Genomic DNA, 19278 nt, shown 5'->3' on the forward strand with positions numbered 1-19278 from the left:
TGGTTAATCTAACATTACGACAATCTGGCGGGAATAAGGGGACAAGTTGAAATAACCGCGAATTGTCCGGCATTCGGGAACAGTCGCGGGATGTCAGGGGGATTGTTCACGAAATCAACCCGTTCGCGCGCTGACCATAGTGAACGATCCGGTCCTCGAGGGCTTTGGGCATCGGGCGAGAGGGGGGCGTCACCAGTAGCCTGCCAAAGAGCGCGCGGAATTCCTCGTTCAGCATCAGCGCCTCGAAACGGGCCTTGCGCCACGCGACGGCCTGTGCGTGCAAAGCGGCAAGTTCCGGATCCGCCAGAAGCGTCATGCGCGCCGCATCGGACGTGGCGGCGTAGCGCGCGATGCTCGTGTCTTCGGTGTCGCAGAAGTTCCGCTCGACCCAATAGGACATATCAAAGGCCGATGCCTCGCGGTTGGCGCGCCCACGATCGCATTTCACGATATAGCTTTCCATCGCGCCAAGTGCGTAGTGATTAAGCTGGGCAAGCTGGTAATTGTCTTCGCCGGTCACCGAAAACAGCCGGTTCTTGTGGAACACTTCGGGCAGTTCGCGCCCCGATCCGTCGAACCAGCGAGGGGTCGCGTCGGGCGCGGGCGCGCGGGGGCGATGCACGCCCAGTTTGCGGTAGCTGCCATCGTTGCGAAACAGCGTCTTGAACATCTGGAGCCGCCACGGCCAGCGGATGCGCGCGGGCGCGGCGCGGATGAATTGTTCGGTGACGGGGCGGTCCTCGAAGGCGACCTGACCGCAATTGCCAAACATCCGCCATGTCAGCGGGATCGCGGTCGCCTCGGGCAGGGCGGCGACCAGTGCCTGCACCGTGCCGTCGCCCACATGGATATTCGGGAACTCGTCGACATCGACGAACATGATCCATTCGGCCGCTTTCACCAACGGATGCCTGTCTGCTGCCTTGAGCGCATCCCATTGCGGCCCCTTGTCCCACGGGCCGGGGTTGCGCAGATGGGTGAGCCGCCCCATCGCCTGCAACCGGTCAAGCATCGCGTCCGTTCCGTCTTCGCAATCGTTTGAAAATACGAGGATATTATCGAAACCGATCACCCCAAGATGTGCGACCCATTCCAGAAGGAATGCGCCTTCGTTTTTCATTGCGGTGATGGCGGTAAAGCTCAATGTTCGGCCTCCCCGGCATGTTCGACGGTAAAGAAGAAATCGGGCGGCAGGTCGCGCGTATGCAGGTCTTCGGGGATCACCGAAGGCCCGACGTTGAAGACGTTCGACCCGAAGACATGCAGGATACGCGAGAGGCGTTCGAACTTCTCGGAACAAAGCTCGGCATAGAATTTCTCGTAGTTCTCGGTCGCGCGTAATTCCGCGATCTTGGCGCGGTGGGCGGCGACCGAATACTCGTGTGCGGCCCGGATTTCGGGGTCCGCCATCAAGCGGTCCCATTCGGCCTGCAACCTCGGGATCATCCGCTGGATCGAGCATTCCTCTTCGGCGTTGTGGTTCATGCGGAACCAGTAGTTCATGCCTTGGTCGCGATCGACGTGGTTCACGCGGCCACGGTCACGTTTGACAAGAAAGCTCTCGGCAGAGCGCACGGCGTAATGGTTCAGTTGCACCCAGTCATAGCCATAGGTCTCCAGCGTCGAGCGCCAGCCGTTGCGGAACATCTCGCGCGGCATCGGGCGGCCCGAGCCGTTGAGCCATTTCACCTGATCCCAAAGGTCGGGGATCAGTCCCTTCGGGCGGTGAACCCCCAGCTTCTTATAAAGATCAATGTTGCGAAACAGCGTCTTGAAGCCCCAAGCCTGATGCGGTTTGCGCGCGATCTCGGGGGCGCAGGTGGTGAACTGGTCCAGCAGATAGCGGTCTTCGTAGTCGTGCACGTCGCAATTGCCGAACAGCCGCCACGTCAGCGAGATCATGTTCGCCTCGCCCATCGCGGTATAAAGCGCCTTCAGCGTGCCATCGCCGATTTTCACATTGATGAACTCATCCACATCCATGCAGATCGCCCATCCGGCGTTCTGGATCACTGGCTCACCTTCGGCGGCTTGCAAGGCCGCATGCTGGGGTTTCAGCTCTCCGCCCGGCACCCAGGGGTTCGCGCGGTGCTGGCAGATACCCTTGCGTTCCAGCATATCCAGCATCTCGTCGGTGCCGTCGGTGCAATCGTTGGTGTAGATCAGGAAATCGTCCACCCCGATCGCGCGGTGATAGGCGATCCATTCCATGATGAACGGGCCTTCGTTCTTCATCGTGGTGACAATCGCGGTGCGGCCCGCTTCGATCGCGCGCTTAGGGGCGGGCTTGGCCTTTGAGACGGGGGGGCGGATCGGTTTGTGGCCCCAGATCTCGCGCGCCGCGTTCAGAAGTGCGGTGTCTTCGACCAACGAGGTTTTCGGTGCAAGTTCAGAGGCATTGCGCCCCGGCACCCGCAGCGCCATCGCACGCCAGAACGGATGCACGGCGCTCAGATCAGGGCGCGCATAAGCCACGCGCACCATGCGCCATGTGGCCTCCAGTCCCGCTTTTTCGGGCGCGCAGCCCCATTTCGCCATACCGCGGCGGGCATCGAACTGGCGGCAGATATGGTCGGCAAAGCGGGCTGGCTGCCCCTCGCGCACGCGCCACGGATAGACGCGCCGCCCGATCATCAGAACGACGCCGCTGTCAGAGGCAACGCAGGCATCGAAAATGTTTTCCCGCGCGCCTTGGGGCGCCAGAATATCGGTGACATCCAGCGTGACTATCGCGCGCGCTTTCGCCAGAAACCGCCATTTCACGATCTCGAAGACGATGCCTTGCCCCAAGGGCGCGCGCCATTCGTCGGGGGCGGGGATCTCCATCCGGTCCTTGCCGGGCGCGTCGGGGGCGAGGAACGGGTGGTTCTCGGGGCCGAAGCCCGGTTTGCCCAAGGGGCGGGGCGCGGAAAGCACGATCACACGCATGTCGATCTCGCGCGTCTCCAGCCCCTCGCGCAGCGCCGTATCAAAGTCGTCCTCGCGCGTGGCGTCGCTGTCTGGCGGGCAACGGTCAAGGATCACCGCACCCGTCGCGCCGTGCTGATCGAAGTGCCAGCTCAGCCAGTCAAGAACGGTCTCGACAGTCTCCTCAAGGCGCTGGCCAAACAGGCAATTTCGGCCTTCAAGGATGTCCCATTCGGGGGCGTCGGCGGTAATGCGCGTGGGCGCGAAATCCGGTGCGGGCTGATCGGGCAGGGCGGGCGCGGTGCTTAGGCCGATGGTAATTTCCTGCCCTATTGGTGCGTGGCCCACCACCATCACCGAGCCGGAAACATCCCGTAATTCGGCAATCGTGGTTCCTTCCACTTGCGCGATCTGTGCCGCAGAGGACGGGTTGGCAAAAAACGCGCGAAATGCGGTGCGTGGCTGTCCCTCGACCGTTTCGCTCCATGACAGCGCATCAAGCAGCGCAGGGGCATCGCCCGCGCTGGCCTCACACGCCATCTGCCGCCGGATCACCTGCGTCATGCTCACTTACACTCCTGCCTCACCATTATGTCGCTTTCCTAACACAACCTGCGCCCCACGCAAATCTTGCACGCATTTACCCAAGCTTAGGCATTGGAAATCCAAGATAACTCGGGCAAGTTAGCACAAATCTAACCGGAACGGCTTTTCCAAGGGGGCAGGGAAATGGCGCGGGAACGTGAAGTTGGCACGCTTTGGATTGGCGGGACTCTGTCGTGGATGGAGCAGCTTTGCCTGAAAAGCTTTGTCGATGCGGGACAGAAGATTACGCTGTTTTCCTACGAGGACATTCCGAATGTCCCCGAGGGGGTGATCCGTCGTGACGGGCGCGAGGTGCTCGATACCGACGATTTTATCAAATACGAAAAGAAGGACAGCTTCGCGCTGTTTGCCGATTATTTCCGCATCCATATGATCGCGCAGAATCCGGGGCTGATCTGGGTCGATACCGATGTCTATTGCTGGGCGCCGATGACCTATGAGAGCGACTATGTTTTCGGCTACGAACTGCCCAATTCGAAACGGGTGAACAATGCGGTGTTGGGGCTTCCGGCGGATAGCGAAATTCTGCGTGATATTATAGGCTTCATGGGCGATCGTTATGCAATTCCGCCATTCATCAAGCCCGCGCTTCAGAACGAATATCGCAACGCGGCCGCACGCGGGGAACCGGTGCATGTGACGCAGCAGCCCTGGGGTGTCTGGGGGCCGATGATGATCTCGCATTACGTCGAAAAGCACGGGCTTCACGACAAGGTGCAGCCGCTTGAGGCCTTTTACCCCGTGACCTTCCGCGAACGGACGATGATGATCCGCGATGCCGACAAGGTCGAGGCGAAGCTGACCGATCAGACCACGGCGCTGCATCTTTGGGCCTCGAACAAGCGAGAATTGGGCTTGCGATTCAACGGTATCCCACGCGAGGGATCGTTCTTTGACAAGCTGCTGAAAAAGCACGAAATACGGCCCGCATTCGCGCCGATCAAGGGGCGCGCGAAGCTGGTGTTCGAACAGAAAACCGCTGACCCGGCGCTGCTGGATAAGCTGGGGCTACGCGATCTGGCCTCGGTTGCGGATCTGGGCGGGACGTCGCCGCTTTTGACGCTTGCGGCACATGACAAATGGGATTGCGACATCACGCTGATTGATCTGAAACCGGATGGAAGCTGGCCCGAGGCGCCCTCGGACTGGGTGGCGGGCTATATCGCGCATCTGGAGGGCTGCGGGGTCGATCCGGCGCGCATCAAAGTGGTAACGCGCGCCGCCGATCTGCGGCCTGTGGATCTGTTGCTGAACCTTTCGGGTTTCGGAGATGTCAATAAAGTCAAATATCTGAAGCCCGTTCTTGATGCGGCGCTCCACTCTGATAGCCGGATGCTGATGGATATTCGCAAAGGCTCTGGCAGCTTTCCCTTCCTGCGTGATTTCGGCACCAATGAGCAGGTCGAGGCGGTAGCGGATGACGGCGGCAGCACGATCTCGCGTATTCTGTTCACGCCCAAGCCGCCCGAGGAGGTCGCCCCCGACGGGGATTGGGCGCGGATCGCCAAACAGCTTGCTGGCAAGGACGGGTTCTATACCGCCGAAGGGGTGCATAGCTTCCTTTATATCCCGCGCGGCAAGACGCTGGTCGTGACCTTCGACAACCTCGACATTGCGATGAACAAGCGTGACACGCGCCGCCCATGGGGGTTCGAGTTCATCGAAAAGCAGGGCTGGTCGATGCTGGGCGTGATGGCGGGGGGCTGGACATGGTATCGCGATGCTTGGGTCGAGACCGAGTTCGACCGGTTGGCAACCGAGGGTTTCTTTAATCAGTTCGAACGCGTGGTATTCTATGGCGCCTCGATGGGCGGCTATGCGGCGGCGGCGTTTTGTGCTGCGCATCCGGGTGCCGATGTGGTGGTAATCTCGCCGCAATCGACGCTGGATAAAGCGGTCGTGCCTTGGGAAACCCGCTATAAGGTCGCGTGGGACAAGGATTTTTCGGGGAAATACGGGGATGCGGCGGCCGCGTCGCGCACAGCGCGGCAGGTGACAATTCTCTATGATCCCTATGAACCCCTGGACGCAGGCCATGCCGACCGGTTCAAGGCCGGAAATGTCATCAAACTGCGCACGCCGCTGATGGGGCACCGGCTTGGCTCGTCCTTGCATCAGATGGGTATCCTGAACCCGATTATTCTGGGCGCGCTGGATGGTTCGCTGACCGAGGATCAGTTCTATGCGCGGCTGCGCGCGCGGCGTGCCTTCCCCCGCTATCAGCGTGAGTTGTTTTCGCGCGCGGTGGACAAGGGGCACAAGGTTCTGGCGAAGCGACTGGGGCAATGGGTCTTGCGTCAAAACGACAACCGTGCGGTGCGATTGGGGCTGCAAAAGCTGTAAAAAGCGGCCTGCCAAAATGTCGCAGCATCGGGTTTCGGAATTTGACTTAGGTCAAGGTTTCGGGGGCGGCGCGGGCGTATCTCAGGCTCATCAGGTTTCTGATCTCCCTGAAAGCGGTTTACCGCCGGAACCTGAACCGAGGATCGAGACGCTCTCCCTCGTCTGATCCCCATAATGCGCAGCGGGCCTCCCTCCCGCTGCGCTTAAATTTTTGGGGGAGGCGTTTTCCAAACCAACCGGCAGATACGAAAAAGCCCTCCCGAATGGGGAGGGCTTTGCATCTTGTGGATCGGGGCCGCTTATCGCGTCGGCGCGATCATCATGACCATCTGGCGGCCTTCGAGCTTGGGCATAGATTCGACTTTGCCCTCTTCGCCCACGTCCTCTTTCACGCGGTTCAAAAGCTCAAGTCCCAGATCCTGGTGCGCCATTTCGCGGCCACGAAAGCGCAGCGTCACCTTGACCTTGTCGCCATTGGCAAGGAATTTCAGCACGCTCTTCATTTTCACTTCGTAATCGTGGGTGTCGGTTCCGGGACGGAACTTCACCTCTTTGATCTCGATGATCTTCTGCTTCTTGCGGGCTTCGGCTTCGCGCTTTTGCTGTTCATACTTGAACTTGCCGAAGTCCATGATCTTGCACACGGGCGGCACGGCGTTCGGAGAAATCTCCACCAGATCAAGGCCAGCCTCTTCCGCCATTTCCATGGCACGCGCAGGGCTTACCACCCCGACGTTTTCCCCATCCGCGCCGATCAGGCGAATTTCTGGTGCGCGAATACGTCCGTTTACGCGAGGTCCGGTTTCGCGTTGCGGCGGGGCGTTATGCGGTCTGCGGGCTATGGCGGTGATCCTTCTGTAACCTTAGCGTGAATGGCCCGCAAAATAGGCTGCAATTACGGGGCTTTCAACCTCCAAAGCGCGTTTTAGCCGATAAGTCGGGCTTCGAGGGGCTTAGGGTTTTCAAACGGGGGGCGGGGTGCCATATAGCACTGGTTAACTGTGCACCCGAGTGAGTGAAAGGTGGGGAAATGAACAAGTTTGCTGGTTTAGCTGTGCTGGTGGCTGCGATTGCGGCCGGAGCCTATTTTTATCTGAATTCGCAAGAGGTTGAAGAAGCCGCATCCGGTATGGCCGATGTGGCGTCGGAGGCTGCTGCGACGGTTTCTGGCGCTGCTGAGACGGCGGCTGATACCGCTGCCGGCACCATGGCCGAGACCGCGGGCGCGGTAGCCGATGCCGCTGCAGGGGCCGTCGAAACCGCAACCGAGGCGGTGACCGAGGCTGCGTCGGAAGCCGCTGATGCGACCGCCGGGGCCGTCGAGGCTGCAACCGAGTCGGCTTCCGACATGGCAGCAACCGCGACCGAAGCCGCGGGTGATGTGGCACAAGCCGTGGGCGACGCTGCTGCGGACGCAGCAGGTGCTGCGGCAGAGGCAACCTCGCAAGCCGTGGACGGAGCGTCCTCGATGGGCGAGGCCGTGCTCGGGGCTGCGAAGACCCTGACGGTCGAGAACTTCGATCCGGTGAAAATCGGCGAGATGATCGACGGCTCCGCCTTGGGCGATGGCACCAAAGCCACGCTGAAAGCGGCGGTTGATCTTGCGGCAGAAAATGCCGATCAGATCCCGATGGTGCTGGAGCAGGTGAAAGCCGCGCTTGGCATGTAATAATGCCAGCCTGAAATGAAAAAGCCGCCCTTCGGGGCGGCTTTTGTTTTGGGTCGGCGATCTTAAACGCCGTCACCGACGAAGGCTTTTTCGACGACATATTCGCGCGGCTCGGAGTTTGCCCCCTCGCGCAGGCCAAAGCCTTCCAGCACCGCCATCACATCCTTGTTGAACGCGAGCGAGCCGCAGACCATCGCGCGGTCGTGCGCGGCGTCCATCGGCGCGATGCCAAGGTCTTCGAACACCTTGCCGGACGCCAGATTATCGGTGATCCGGCCCATGTGCGGGCTCTCTTCGCGGGTCGTCGTGGGGTAGTATTTCAGCTTCCCCTCGACCATCTCGCCGATCAGCTCGTCGTTCTTCAGATCCTCGACCAGACGGCGGCCGTATTCCAGTTCCTCGACCGTGCGGCAGGTGTGCATCATCACGACTTCGTCAAACTTTTCATAGACTTCCGGGTCTCGCATCAGGCTGGCAAAGGGCGCAATCCCAGTGCCGGTAGCCAGGAACCATACCCGTTTTCCGGGCAAAAGAGCGTCCACCACCAGCGTGCCCACAGGTTTCGGGCGCAGGATGATTTCCTCGCCCACCTGGATGTGCTGCAGCCGCGAGGTCAACGGCCCGTCCGGCACCTTGATCGAGTAAAACTCCAGCTCCTCGTCCCAGCTTGGCGAGGCGATCGAATAGGCGCGCAAGAGCGGTTTGCCGTTGTCGCCCAGAAGCCCGATCATCACAAACTCGCCCGAGCGGAACCGCAAAGACTGCGGCCGCGTCACCCGAAACGAGAACAAACGGTCCGTCCAATGCGTCACAGACGTCACCGTCTGCGCGTCGGGAAGGGTTTTCACGGGCGGAATGGCTGTATCGGTCACGGGGCGTCTCGTCTTTCTGGCTTGCCCCGAATGTCGGGGGCTTAAACATGTCTCGCAGATACCTGTTCAGTCGGGTGCGAGCCTTGATCTAACTCAAATCGGCACTCGGAATGGCAGATAGGCCAGAATACCGCGCGCGAAAAGCGTCTTTTCGCGGACAAGCTGCCGCAGGGGGCGCTTGATTTTCCGCTCCATGCGGTTGCATCAAGGGGCAGGAAACCCCGCGGGCGGATGGTGATGCTGACACGGTTTACAGTTCTGGCGATTGCGCTGGCCGCGATGGTGGCAGGTGCGGCCGAGGTGTGGATGCTGTCTGCGCGCGAAGGGCTTGGGCGGCTGGAGGACCGTGCGCAGGCCGATTTGCGGCTTGCAGCGGACCGGTTGGTCACGGCACTGGCGCAATATCGCGAGGTCGCGGTTCTGGCCGCCGAGCACCCCTATGTGGCCTCGCTTGCACGCGATGGTGGTGGCGCGATTGCGCCCGAGGCGGTCGCGGCGGTTCTGCGGCGCATGGCGGATCGGGCCGGTGCGCGCGATATTCTTTTGCTCGCGCCCGACGGGCGGGTTCTGGCTGGTCCCGAAGGCGCGCCCGAGCGCTTACCCCTTACGCCCGAGCTGGCGCGCGCGGCGCAGGGTGCAAGCGGAATGCACCACCATGTCGAACCCGAGACCGCGCGCCGGTTGTTCACCTTTTCGGCGCCGGTGTTCGAGATGGCCGGCCCTGTCGCGGGGATTGTGCTTTTGCGCATCGAGGCCGACCGCGTCGAGGCGCAGGGGCGCGGCGATCCGGTTCCGGTGTGGTTCAGCGATGCGCAAGGCGTGACCTTTCTGGCGAACCGGCTTGAGATGGTGTTCGAAGTCGACCGGCCTGTTGCCCTTCTGGCGGGGGACTATCCGTCTGCCACGCCTTTGCGCCGCGTCCATCGCCCCGTGCAAGAGGTCGCGGGGTTCGATCTGGTGACGGCGGGGGGCTATCTGCCCGAACTGGGGCTGCCGGTGACGCAGGATCTTCCGGTGATCGGGATGACGGGTCATGCGCTGGCCGATGCGCAAGGGGTTCTGAATACGGCGCGAACACTGGCGCTGGCGGCGGCGCTTGGCGGCGTGGGCATCGTTGCGGTAATCCTTGCGCTTTGGGAACGGCGGCGCACGCTGGCTGCGCGGCTTGAGGTCGAGGCGCGGGCGAATGCGGCGTTGGAAATGCGGGTGAGCGAGCGCACGGCAGAGCTTTCAACGGCGAATGAGCAGTTGAAACGCACGCAGGCGGAACTGGTGCAGGCGGGCAAGCTCTCGGCGCTCGGGCAGATGTCGGCGGGGATCAGCCACGAGCTGAACCAGCCCCTGATGGCGATCGGGTCTTATGCGGAAAACGCTGAACTGCTGCTGGAACGCGGGCGCAAGGAGGAGGCGGCAGAGAACCTCTCGCGGATTGCCGATCTGTCGCGCCGGATGGGGCGGATCATCCGCAACCTGCGCGCCTTTGCCCGGCAAGAGGCCGAACCGGCGACGCGGGTGGGGCTTGCTGCGGTGGTGGAAAGCGCGCTGGAGATTGCGCAGATGCGGCTGGAGCGCGCGGGCGTCACCGTGGACTGGAGGCGCCCCGATTTTCCGGCGATTGTGATGGCGGGCGAGGTGCGGCTCAGTCAGGTCGTCGTGAACCTCCTGGCGAATGCGGCCGATGCGATGGCGGATAGCCTGGTGAAGCGGGTGGACATCAGGATCACGCGGCCCGCCAAGGGCCGGATCGCCCTTGTCTTGCGTGACAGTGGTCCCGGTATCCGCGAGCCGGACCGCATTTTCGACCCGTTCTATTCGACAAAAGAGGTGGGTTCAGCCGAGGGGATGGGGCTTGGCCTGTCGATCTCTTACGGGTTGGTGCAGGGGTTCGGCGGTAGCCTGACGGGGGGGAATGCGCCGGATGGCGGGGCGGTGTTTACCGTCGAGCTGAATGAGGCGCCCGCGCCGATGGTGGATAAGGAGCACGCGGCATGAAGGTTCTGGTTGTCGATGACGATCGCGCGGTGCGCGAGGCACTTGGCCAGACGCTTGATCTGGCGGGGCTTACGCCGGTTCTGTGTGGCTCGTATATCGAGGCCAAGGACCACATCAGCCCCGAGTTTGACGGCATTGTGCTGACCGATATACGGATGCCGGGCAAAGACGGTTTTCAGCTATTGGAGTTCGCGCACGGGGCGGATGCGGAGCTGCCTGTGATCTTGCTGACCGGCGAGGGAGATGTGCCGATGGCGGTGAAAGCGATGGCGGGCGGGGCGTTTGATTTTCTTGAAAAACCATGTTCTGCCAAGGATTTGCTGGCCGTTGTTCAGAAGGCGCTCAAGACCCGCGCGCTTGTGATGGAGAACCGCCGCCTGCACCGCGAAATCCGGCGCGGGGATGCGGCAGCGCGGATGTTGGTGGGCGCGTCCCCTGTGGCCGAAGCCCTGCGCGAACAGGCGCGCAAGGCCGCGCGCTCGGGCGCCGAGGTGCTGATTTCCGGCGCGCCGGGGGCGGGCAATTCGAAGGTGGCCGAGGTGATCCATCTGTTGTCCGCAGCCGCCCCCCGCGCCTTTGTCAAACTCGCAGCCGCAGGGCTGTCGCCCGAGGACTTGGCCGCCGGATTTACCCGCGCCGAAGAGGGCACGCTGTATCTCGACGAGGTGGCCGACCTGCCGCAGCCCGCGCAATTCGCATTGATCGACCTGCTGGAAACCAGCCCTTCAACGCGCCTTATCGCGGGCACCTATCGCGATCTGGCGGCGGATGCGCGGGCAGGGCGCTTTCACCCCGATCTCTACTGGAAGCTCGAGGTGATGCGGGTGCGGATCCCCTCGCTCTCCGAGCGTCCCGAGGACATCCCGCTCTTGTTCCGCCATTATGTGCAGCTTGCCTGCGAACAATCGGGCCTGCCCTTGCCCGAGGTGCCGCCCGAGATGAACACCCATCTGATGGAGCGCGACTGGCCGGGCAATGCGCGCGCGCTGATGACCGAAGCGATGCGCTTTGCGATGGGCCTGGTGGCGGAAGGCGCGGATGACGCGGGGCAGGGCTTGGCCGAGCGGATGCACCGCGTCGAACGCTCGATGCTGGTCGAGGCGCTGAGCCACGCCAAGGGCAACGCGACCGAAGCCGCAGGGGCGCTCAAACTGCCGCGTAAAACCTTTTACGACAAGCTCGCGCGGCACGGGTTAAAGCCCGAATCTTTCCGCTAGGGCAGGCGCGACCCGTGCGGCATTTCGCCCGTCAGGCGCTAACATCTGTGTGAAATTCCGCACATGCCTTGCGGGCCCGCATGGGGTGAAAATTTATAAGTCATTAAAATACAACAAAAATCAGACTCTTTTCGCGAGCTATCACGAAACTGTTGATCGGCTATGCGTCTCGCGGTTGGCTTGCATCAGGCGTCGCCACAGCGGCGCGATACTTGTGCCGAATGGCATTCATGGGAGGAAATCATGAAAAAGTTTACCGCCGCGATGACGGCAATTGCTCTGGTCACCGTTGCAGCTCCGGCCTTCGCCCAGTGCGACTCGGGCGAGATGGTCATCAAGTTCAGCCACGTCACGAACACCGACAAGCATCCCAAAGGCATCGCAGCACAGCTGTTCGCAGACCGTGTCAACGCCGAGATGAACGGCAAGGCCTGTGTCGAGGTCTACCCGAACTCGACGCTTTATAATGACGATCAGGTGCTTGAAGCGATGCTTCAGGGCGATGTGCAGATGGCGGCTCCGTCGCTGTCGAAGTTCGAGACCTTCACCAAGGTGTTCCGCATTTTCGACCTGCCGTTCATGTTCAAGAACATGGAAGCCGTGGACGAGTTCCAGAACTCGGAAACCGGTCAGGCGATGAAAGAATCGATGACGCGCCGCGGCCTTCTGGGCCTTGGCTTCTGGCATAACGGCCTGAAGCAATTCTCGGCCAACAAACCGCTTGAGCTGCCGACCGATGCGGCTGGCCTGAAGTTCCGCGTGCAGCCGTCGGACGTTCTGGTCGCGCAGATGGAAGCGCTGAAGGCATCCGCTCAGCCGATGGCCTTCTCGGAGGTTTATGGCGCGCTGCAAACCGGCGTTGTCGATGGTCAGGAAAACACCTGGTCGAACATCTATGGCCAGAAGTTCTTTGAGGTTCAGGACGGCTCGACCGAAACCAACCACGGCGTTCTCGACTATATGGTCGTGACCAGCGTCGACTGGTGGGAAGGCCTGCCCGAAGACATCCGCACCCAACTCGGCACGATCATGGACGAAGTGACCGCATCGCGGAACGCCGCGATTGCCGAGGTCGACGCGAACAACCGTCAGGCCATTCTGGATGCTGGCGGCGTGATCCGCGAACTGACCCCCGAACAGCGTCAGGCATGGGTCGACGCGATGAAGCCGGTCTGGTCCAAGTTCGAAGCCGATGTTGGCACGGATAACATTGCCGCCGCGCAAGAGATCAACGCCAAGCACTGATCTGTCCCAAGGGGCCAGACACCAGCCCCGCGCGCAGGCCGCGCGGGGCTTTTTGCGAACACCCGCCAAAAAGGGGGACAGCATGTCCGCTCATGCCCACGGGCCGCGCCAAGGCGGCCATCTGATCGACCATTTCGAAGAAGGCGCTATCGCGCTGATCCTTGGTGCGATGACCGTGATTACCTTCATCAACGTTGTTCTGCGCTATCTGTTCAACTCCGCGCTGATATGGGGTCTGGAACTGACGTCGATCCTTTTTGCATGGCTGGTTATTCTGGGCGTGTCCTACGCGTTCAAAAAGACGGCCCATCTTGGGGTGGATGCGCTGATTAACATTGCGCCGCCGTCCAGCCGTCGCCTGCTGGCGATTATCTCGGCGCTGGCCTGTGTGATTTACGCGCTGTTGCTGATGAAGGGCGCATGGGACTACTGGGCGCCCTATGCCGCGCTCGAGCGGACCTCGGGCCACTGGTTCCCGACCGGATTCGAGAAGACCCGCGATCAGGCATGGTATGAAACCGATCAGGTGCCGATGCTGTGGATTTTCAGCTGGCTCGAGCCGCTGATCAATCAGGGCGAGGCCTATGACAAGCTGCCGCGCGTGATCCCCTATTTCATTCTTCCCTTCGGCGTGGCGCTGATCGTGCTGCGGGTCACGCAAGCGACGCTGCGCGTCATCTCTGGGCGTCAGGAAAGCCTGATCGTCAGCCACGAAGCCGAAGACGACGTCGAGCGCGTCGCAGCGGCCAATCAGGAGTAAGCGCTTATGGACGTCGTCCTTCTTTTCGCGATGATCGTGGGGCTTTTGCTGATCGGGGTTCCGATTGCGGTCTCGCTGGGGCTTAGCTCGATCATCTTTCTTCTGACCTTCTCGGAGACCTCGCTCGCCTCGGTGGCGCAGACGCTTTATCAGGCGATGGCGGGGCATCCAACGCTGCTGGCAATTCCGTTCTTCATCCTCGCTTCAAGCTTTATGTCGACGGGCGGCGTGGCCAAGCGGATCATCCGGTTTGCGATTGCCTGCGTCGGGCATTTGCCGGGCGGTCTGGCGATTGCAGGCGTGTTCGCCTGTATGCTGTTTGCCGCGCTTTCGGGGTCTTCGCCCGCAACTGTGGTGGCGATTGGCTCGATCGTCATCGCGGCGATGCGTCAGGTTGGCTATTCCAAGGATTTCGCGGCTGGCGTGATCTGTAACGCAGGCACGCTGGGTATCCTGATCCCGCCGTCGATCGTGATGGTGGTCTATGCCTCTGCCACCGATGTTTCGGTCGGTCGGATGTTCCTTGCGGGCGTTATTCCCGGCCTTCTGGCGGGCTTTATGCTGATGGCGACGATCCTGTTTATCGCGATCCGCAAGAACCTGCCCAAGGGCGAGTGGAAGGGCTGGGGCGAGATCTGGGCGAGCTTTGCCGACGCCTTCTGGGGGCTGATGCTGATCGTCATCATCATGGTCGGTCTTTACGGTATTCCGGGCATTCTGCCGGGCATCTTCACCCCGACCGAGGCGGCGGCAGTCGCGGCGGTCTATGCGTGGCTGGTGGCGAATTTCATTTACCGCGACATGGGGCCGCTCGATCAGGGCGAGGTGAAAATTCCGCTGTGGCAAAAGCCGCAGGCGCTTGTCACCGCGCTCATCCATCCGGCGACCCGCGCGACGCTGTTCGAGGCAGGCAAGCTGACGGTCACGCTGATGTTCATCATCGCCAACGCCCTGATCCTCAAGCACGTTCTGACAGATGAGCAGATCCCGCAGCAGATCACCGAGGCGCTTTTGGGCGCGGGGCTTGGCAAGATCATGTTCCTTGTGATCGTCAACGTGATCCTGCTGATCGGCGGGCAGTTCATGGAGCCGTCGGGGCTGATCCTGATCGTGGCGCCGCTGGTGTTCCCGATTGCGATCGAGCTAGGGGTGGACCCGATCCATCTGGGCATCATCATGGTGGTGAACATGGAAATCGGGATGATCACGCCGCCTGTTGGCCTGAACCTGTTTGTGACCTCGGGGGTTGCAGGGATGCCGATGATGCGGGTCGTGAAGGCAGCGCTGCCGTTCCTGGCTGTGCTCTTCGTCTTCCTGATCCTGATTACCTATATGCCTGTGCTTTCGACATGGTTGCCGACGATGGCGATGGGGCCAGAGATCATCACGAAATAACAGCAAAGGCCGCCCATCTGGGCGGCCTTTTCATTTGGATTGATTGTGCTGGATCAGGCTTGGGACAGTGCCTCGATAATCGCGCCGAAATCCGCAGCCTTCAGGCTTGCGCCGCCCACCAGCGCACCATCCACGTTCGGCACCGCAAAGATCTCGGTCGCGTTCGAGGGTTTGACCGAGCCGCCATAAAGCAGGCGGAAGGCCTCGCCCTCGGCCCCAAAGCGTTTGACCAGCTCTGCGCGCAGGAAATCATGCACCTCTGCGATCTGCTCCAGAGTGGGCGTGCGGCCCGTGCCGATGGCCCAGACGGGTTCGTAGGCGATGACGGTATTGGCGCCGGTGGCCGCCTCGGGGGTCGAGCCTGCAAGCTGTCCGCCGATCACATCGAGGGTGGTGCCCGCGTCACGCTCGGCCTCGGTCTCGCCGATGCAGATCACCGCGACCATCCCGTCAGTCAGCGCGGCTTCGGCCTTGGCCAGAACATCTGCGTTGCTTTCACCATGGTCCGCGCGGCGCTCCGAATGGCCTACGATCACATGGCTTGCGCCCGCGTCTTTCAGCATTGCGGCTGAAATGTCGCCCGTATGCGCGCCCGAGGCTTTCGCGTGGCAATCCTGCCCGCCAACCGCGATACGCCCCGCAGCCACCGCCGCCATCCCCGCGACCAGCGTCGCGGGCGGGCAGAGCAGCACCTCGCAGACCGGCGCGGGATGCGCTTCGATCAGGGCGGAGACCTCGGTCAGGCTGGCACTCAGGCCATTCATCTTCCAATTACCGGCGGCAAGCTTTTTGCGCATCAAATCCTCCGTTTGTTGCGACTGACGATAATTTGCGCGGGCCGGCGCAAGGGTGAAATCGGGGCGGGCGCGGTTAGCTGTCCGCGTCCTTGAACTTGATCGACTCGCCGCAGCCGCAGCTTTCGACGACATTAGGATTACGGAATTTGAAGCCGCTTTCCAGAAGGCCGCTCTCATAATCGATCTCGGTGCCGATCATGAACATCTGCGCCATCGGCGCGATGAGCACGCGGGCCGCGCCATCCTCGACAACAATATCCATCGGACCCGCCTCTTGGGCGACCTCCATCGTATATTCCATCCCCGCACAGCCGCCCTTTTTGACGCCGATACGGAAGCCCGCCGCGCCTTCGCGCGCCATCAGCCGCGCGATCTGCTGCGCGGCGGCGGGGGTCATGGTGACGGGGGGCTTGTCTCCGGGCAGCGCGAACATCCGCGGCTCTCCTTACATAAAGCCCAGTTCAAGGCGGGCTTCGTCGGACATCATATCCATGCCCCATTGCGGATCGAAGGTCATCTCGACATTGACCGAGCGGATTCCCTCGACGCAGGATACTGCGTTTTGCACCCATTCGGGCATCTCGCCCGCGACAGGGCAGCCCGGCGCGGTCAGCGTTATGGTGATATTCGCGTCGTCCTCGTCGTTGATCTCGATCGTATAGATCAGCCCGAGGTCGTAGATATTCACCGGGATTTCGGGGTCGAACACAGTCCGGCAGGCCTCGACGACCGAGTCATGCAGCGGGTGGTCGGTGGTCGAGGGGCGGATCAGCGGCGTGCCCTCAAGGGGCGGGGTCTCTTGTGTCATGGCGTTTCCTGCGATGCAATCGGGGGCTGTCATGCGTGCGTGCGCGCCCCGTGCCAATTGTCGAGTGAATATATAGGGAATAGAGGCGCGAGGGTAAAGGGCAGCAATGTCTCTGGCTTTGGGGTGCGTTGAAAGGGAGCCAAGCCCTTAAAATACGCGTCGGCTTGGCTAGGCCGTCGGGCCTCGACGCTTTGGCTATTAATTGTACATCGCTGATCCATCTTATGCGACGTCATGTCTCAGGGGGCGGTCGTGTGTGTCGCATCGGTGTTTCTTCATATTCGTGTTACGGAATGTGAGTCGTTCGGACATGTTTCGAACCGAGGGGGGAGCTATGCGATACAGAAACTCATGGGTGACCGCGTTCGTTTCGGTCGTGTTGATCGGAGGCGGGGCTTTGGCGCAGGACGCCCCGGCGACCGGCGCGATGTCCACGCCCGCGCATATGAGCGATCCGGTGAAGAAACTCACCGCCGATCACAAGAAATTCGAGATTCTGAAAGGGCCGTTCGCGTCGGGTCCAGAGGTCACTTCGGCCTGCCTTTCGTGCCATACCGAGGCGTCAAATCAGGTCATGCACTCGGTCCACTGGAAGTGGGAATATGAAAACGAGGCGACGGGCCAGACGCTTGGCAAATCGGTCGAGATGAACTCGTTTTGCGGCAATGTGGCCTCGAACGAGACGCGCTGCACCTCGTGCCATACCGGATATGGCTGGGAGGATGTGCGCGCGCCGATGCCCGACGATCCAAGCAAGGTCGATTGTCTGGTCTGCCATGATACCTCGGGGCAATATACCAAGCAGGACAATCTGGCAGGCAACCCGCCGCTGGAACCTGTCGCCGAAAAAGCCAAGACGATTACCGGCAAGGCGGCATGGGCCGTCGATCTGGCCAAGGCTGCGCAATCGGTCGGGCCGGAACCCGGACGCGAGAATTGTGGCAACTGCCATTTCTACGGCGGCGGCGGCGACAATGTGAAACACGGGGATTTGTCCTCGGCGCTGTTTGATCCAAGCGTCCATGTCGATGTGCACATGGCCAAAGAGGGCGCGGATTTCAAATGCTCGACCTGCCACGTCTCGGAAAAGCACGTCTTTGCAGGCTCGCGCTATGAAACCGATGTGGTTGATCCCCATGCCGACACGCGCAAACCCGGCGAGGCGCGCGATGTGGCAAGCTGCACGTCGTGCCACTCGGACGCGCCGCACGAAGGGCCAAACCCGGTTCTGGCGCTGAAGCTGAACGATCACACCGACCGCGTGGCCTGCCAGACCTGCCATATCCCCGAATATGCCAAGGGCGGCGTGGCCACGAAAACGAAATGGGACTGGTCGACAGCGGGCAAGCTCAAGGACGGGAAACCCTATTCCGAAGAGGGCTTTACCCAATCGGATGGCAAGCATCTGCACACCTATATGTCCACCAAAGGCGATTTCGAATGGGGCGAGGATGTAGCGCCTTTCTATGCCTGGTCGGACGGGGTGATGACCTACACGCTGCCCGAAACCGAGATCGACCCGACGCAGGTGGTCGAGCTGAACAAGATGGGCGGATCGGCGCTGGACCCGAACGCGCGCATCTTCCCCTTCAAGCAGATGATCGGGCGGCAAGCCTATGATTCCGTGCGCAATGTTCTGGCCTATAACAACGTCTACGGGCCGACGAATGGCACTGCTCTGTGGTCGAATTTTGACTGGGAGAAATCCCTCAAGGCCGGGATGGACTATGCGGGGGTCGAGTATTCGGGCGAGTTCGGCTTTGTCGATACGCATATGTATTGGCCGATCACCCATATGGTCGGACCGGCGGAGGAGGCGCTCAAATGCGATAGCTGCCACGCGAAGGACGGGCGGATGGCCAATATCGCGGGCGTCTATGTTCCGGGCGCGGGCGTCGGGACAGGCGGCAAGGCGGGGATGGTGCTCTTCCTGCTCGCGGCTTTGGGCGTGATCGGGCACGGGGTGCTGCGCCTCTTTGGCAAGAAAGGAAACCATCATGGCTGAGCGTTACGTCAAGGTTTACACGCGGTTCAACCGTGTCTGGCACTGGTCGCAGATGGTCTCGATTATGGCGCTGTTCTTCACCGGCGCGCGGCTTTTGGGGCTGCATCAGATCGGGCCGTTCGGGCTTGCGGTGACGGTGCATACGGTGGTGGCGCTGGCGCTTCTGGTGCTGTGGGTGTTCGCGACCTTCTGGCTGTTTACGACCGAAGGCTGGAAGCAGTTCATCCCGCGCCTCACCGGCTTTGTCGAGGTCGCCCGCTTTTACGCCTACGGTGTCTTCAAGGGCGAGGAGCACCCCTATGTAAAGCGCTTCGATCGTCGCCATAACCCGTTGCAGGCGGGCGCCTATTTCGCGCTCAAGATGGTGCTGTTTCCCGCGATCTGGATTTCGGGGATCGCCTATCTGACCTACGGGCTGTGGGGCGCGAATGACCTTGGGGCAGGGGCTTTGACGCTGGTCGCCAATATCCACATGCTCGCGGCCTTTGCGGTCGCCAGCTTTGTGGTGGTGCATATCTACCTGCTGACCATCGGCCACGGCTTCCGCCAGCATGTGCAGCCGATGGTGACGGGCTATGACAAGATCGACCTGTGCCCCGAGGGCGAAGCCTATTTCGAGAAACTGGGCAAGCTGAAACCCCTCGAAGAGTAAGGCACGGCTC

Annotated in this window: 16 protein-coding genes; 9 read left to right on the top strand and 7 right to left on the bottom strand. The window is 61.4% G+C overall.

The window, feature by feature from the left end; genetic code table 11:
* Nucleotides 1-106: 106 nt before the first annotated feature.
* Together RYZ20_RS01790 and RYZ20_RS01795 are read right to left on the bottom strand one after the other, a co-directional pair.
* The gene (locus tag RYZ20_RS01790; RefSeq protein WP_317670161.1) at nt 107-1144 is read right to left on the bottom strand and encodes a glycosyltransferase family 2 protein; all 1038 of its coding nucleotides are present in this window, start codon (nt 1142-1144) and stop codon (nt 107-109) included.
* Complete coding sequence (locus tag RYZ20_RS01795) at nt 1141-3471, bottom strand: glycosyltransferase family 2 protein (protein WP_317671297.1); 2331 nt, start codon at nt 3469-3471, stop codon at nt 1141-1143. Before RYZ20_RS01795 ends, RYZ20_RS01790 begins: the two co-directional genes overlap by 4 nt.
* A gap of 165 nt (nt 3472-3636) precedes the next feature.
* On the opposite strand from RYZ20_RS01795, the gene RYZ20_RS01800 reads away from it, so the two are divergent.
* A complete protein-coding gene (locus tag RYZ20_RS01800) occupies nt 3637-5856 on the top strand; it encodes a hypothetical protein (RefSeq protein WP_317670162.1) in 2220 nt (739 codons plus the stop codon).
* 299 nt (nt 5857-6155) lie between these two features.
* Here RYZ20_RS01800 and infC read toward each other — a convergent pair whose 3' ends face one another.
* Complete coding sequence (gene infC, locus RYZ20_RS01805) at nt 6156-6707, bottom strand: translation initiation factor IF-3 (protein ID WP_465250145.1); 552 nt, start codon at nt 6705-6707, stop codon at nt 6156-6158.
* A 179-nt stretch (nt 6708-6886) separates the two neighbouring features.
* Between infC and RYZ20_RS01810 the strand changes: the two genes are divergently transcribed.
* Nucleotides 6887-7525, top strand: coding sequence for a hypothetical protein (locus tag RYZ20_RS01810; protein ID WP_317670163.1), 639 nt, complete (start codon nt 6887-6889; stop codon nt 7523-7525).
* Nucleotides 7526-7587: 62 nt separating this feature from the next.
* On the opposite strand, the gene RYZ20_RS01815 is transcribed toward RYZ20_RS01810, so the two are convergent.
* On the bottom strand, nt 7588-8397 hold the full coding sequence (locus tag RYZ20_RS01815; protein WP_317670164.1) for a ferredoxin--NADP reductase: 810 nt from the start codon (nt 8395-8397) through the stop codon (nt 7588-7590).
* 237 nt (nt 8398-8634) lie between these two features.
* Between RYZ20_RS01815 and RYZ20_RS01820 the strand changes: the two genes are divergently transcribed.
* The 5 genes from RYZ20_RS01820 (at nt 8635) to RYZ20_RS01840 (ending at nt 15006) form a co-directional block, all read left to right on the top strand.
* Nucleotides 8635-10389: a sensor histidine kinase gene (locus RYZ20_RS01820; RefSeq protein WP_317670165.1), complete on the top strand. Its 1755-nt coding sequence runs from the start codon at nt 8635-8637 to the stop codon at nt 10387-10389.
* Nucleotides 10386-11606: a sigma-54-dependent transcriptional regulator gene (locus RYZ20_RS01825; RefSeq protein WP_317670166.1), complete on the top strand. Its 1221-nt coding sequence runs from the start codon at nt 10386-10388 to the stop codon at nt 11604-11606. Before RYZ20_RS01820 ends, RYZ20_RS01825 begins: the two co-directional genes overlap by 4 nt.
* Before the next feature lie 243 nt (nt 11607-11849).
* Complete coding sequence (locus RYZ20_RS01830) at nt 11850-12851, top strand: TRAP transporter substrate-binding protein (RefSeq protein WP_317670167.1); 1002 nt, start codon at nt 11850-11852, stop codon at nt 12849-12851.
* Between the two features lie 82 nt (nt 12852-12933).
* Nucleotides 12934-13611 carry a TRAP transporter small permease gene (locus RYZ20_RS01835; RefSeq protein WP_317670168.1) on the top strand — a complete coding sequence of 226 codons (678 nt, stop codon included), beginning with the start codon at nt 12934-12936 and terminating at the stop codon, nt 13609-13611.
* Between the two features lie 6 nt (nt 13612-13617).
* Nucleotides 13618-15006: a TRAP transporter large permease gene (locus tag RYZ20_RS01840; protein WP_317670169.1), complete on the top strand. Its 1389-nt coding sequence runs from the start codon at nt 13618-13620 to the stop codon at nt 15004-15006.
* A gap of 53 nt (nt 15007-15059) precedes the next feature.
* On the opposite strand, the gene tpiA is transcribed toward RYZ20_RS01840, so the two are convergent.
* From tpiA to RYZ20_RS01855, 3 genes are all read right to left on the bottom strand, one after another.
* Entirely contained in the window at nt 15060-15803 is a 744-nt protein-coding gene (tpiA, locus tag RYZ20_RS01845) for a triose-phosphate isomerase (protein ID WP_317670170.1), read from the bottom strand.
* 73 nt (nt 15804-15876) lie between these two features.
* Nucleotides 15877-16236: a HesB/IscA family protein gene (locus tag RYZ20_RS01850; RefSeq protein WP_317670171.1), complete on the bottom strand. Its 360-nt coding sequence runs from the start codon at nt 16234-16236 to the stop codon at nt 15877-15879.
* Between the two features lie 12 nt (nt 16237-16248).
* Nucleotides 16249-16611 carry an SUF system Fe-S cluster assembly protein gene (locus RYZ20_RS01855; RefSeq protein WP_317670172.1) on the bottom strand — a complete coding sequence of 121 codons (363 nt, stop codon included), beginning with the start codon at nt 16609-16611 and terminating at the stop codon, nt 16249-16251.
* Nucleotides 16612-16945: 334 nt separating this feature from the next.
* Here RYZ20_RS01855 and RYZ20_RS01860 point away from each other — a divergent pair, with 334 nt between their 5' ends.
* Nucleotides 16946-18616 (top strand): tetrathionate reductase family octaheme c-type cytochrome, encoded by a 1671-nt coding sequence (locus RYZ20_RS01860; RefSeq protein WP_317670173.1) that lies wholly within the window; start codon nt 16946-16948, stop codon nt 18614-18616.
* Entirely contained in the window at nt 18609-19268 is a 660-nt protein-coding gene (locus RYZ20_RS01865; RefSeq protein WP_317670174.1) for a cytochrome b/b6 domain-containing protein, read from the top strand. Before RYZ20_RS01860 ends, RYZ20_RS01865 begins: the two co-directional genes overlap by 8 nt.
* Nucleotides 19269-19278 lie beyond the last annotated feature (10 nt).

This window comes from Pseudothioclava alba (assembly GCF_033100795.1).
Classification (GTDB): domain Bacteria; phylum Pseudomonadota; class Alphaproteobacteria; order Rhodobacterales; family Rhodobacteraceae; genus Pseudothioclava.

Excerpts from the sequence above, each read along its gene's own strand:
- RYZ20_RS01795 (WP_317671297.1), bottom strand. The coding sequence starts at position 3,471 with ATGACGCAGGTGATCCGGCGGCAGATGGCGTGTGAGGCCAGCGCGGGC.
- RYZ20_RS01800 (WP_317670162.1), top strand. The coding sequence starts at position 3,637 with ATGGCGCGGGAACGTGAAGTTGGCACGCTTTGGATTGGCGGGACTCTG.
- RYZ20_RS01810 (WP_317670163.1), top strand. The coding sequence starts at position 6,887 with ATGAACAAGTTTGCTGGTTTAGCTGTGCTGGTGGCTGCGATTGCGGCC.
- RYZ20_RS01820 (WP_317670165.1), top strand. The coding sequence starts at position 8,635 with ATGCTGACACGGTTTACAGTTCTGGCGATTGCGCTGGCCGCGATGGTG.
- RYZ20_RS01825 (WP_317670166.1), top strand. The coding sequence starts at position 10,386 with ATGAAGGTTCTGGTTGTCGATGACGATCGCGCGGTGCGCGAGGCACTT.
- RYZ20_RS01830 (WP_317670167.1), top strand. The coding sequence starts at position 11,850 with ATGAAAAAGTTTACCGCCGCGATGACGGCAATTGCTCTGGTCACCGTT.
- RYZ20_RS01835 (WP_317670168.1), top strand. The coding sequence starts at position 12,934 with ATGTCCGCTCATGCCCACGGGCCGCGCCAAGGCGGCCATCTGATCGAC.
- RYZ20_RS01840 (WP_317670169.1), top strand. The coding sequence starts at position 13,618 with ATGGACGTCGTCCTTCTTTTCGCGATGATCGTGGGGCTTTTGCTGATC.
- tpiA (WP_317670170.1), bottom strand. The coding sequence starts at position 15,803 with ATGCGCAAAAAGCTTGCCGCCGGTAATTGGAAGATGAATGGCCTGAGT.
- RYZ20_RS01850 (WP_317670171.1), bottom strand. The coding sequence starts at position 16,236 with ATGTTCGCGCTGCCCGGAGACAAGCCCCCCGTCACCATGACCCCCGCC.
- RYZ20_RS01855 (WP_317670172.1), bottom strand. The coding sequence starts at position 16,611 with ATGACACAAGAGACCCCGCCCCTTGAGGGCACGCCGCTGATCCGCCCC.
- RYZ20_RS01860 (WP_317670173.1), top strand. The coding sequence starts at position 16,946 with ATGCGATACAGAAACTCATGGGTGACCGCGTTCGTTTCGGTCGTGTTG.
- RYZ20_RS01865 (WP_317670174.1), top strand. The coding sequence starts at position 18,609 with ATGGCTGAGCGTTACGTCAAGGTTTACACGCGGTTCAACCGTGTCTGG.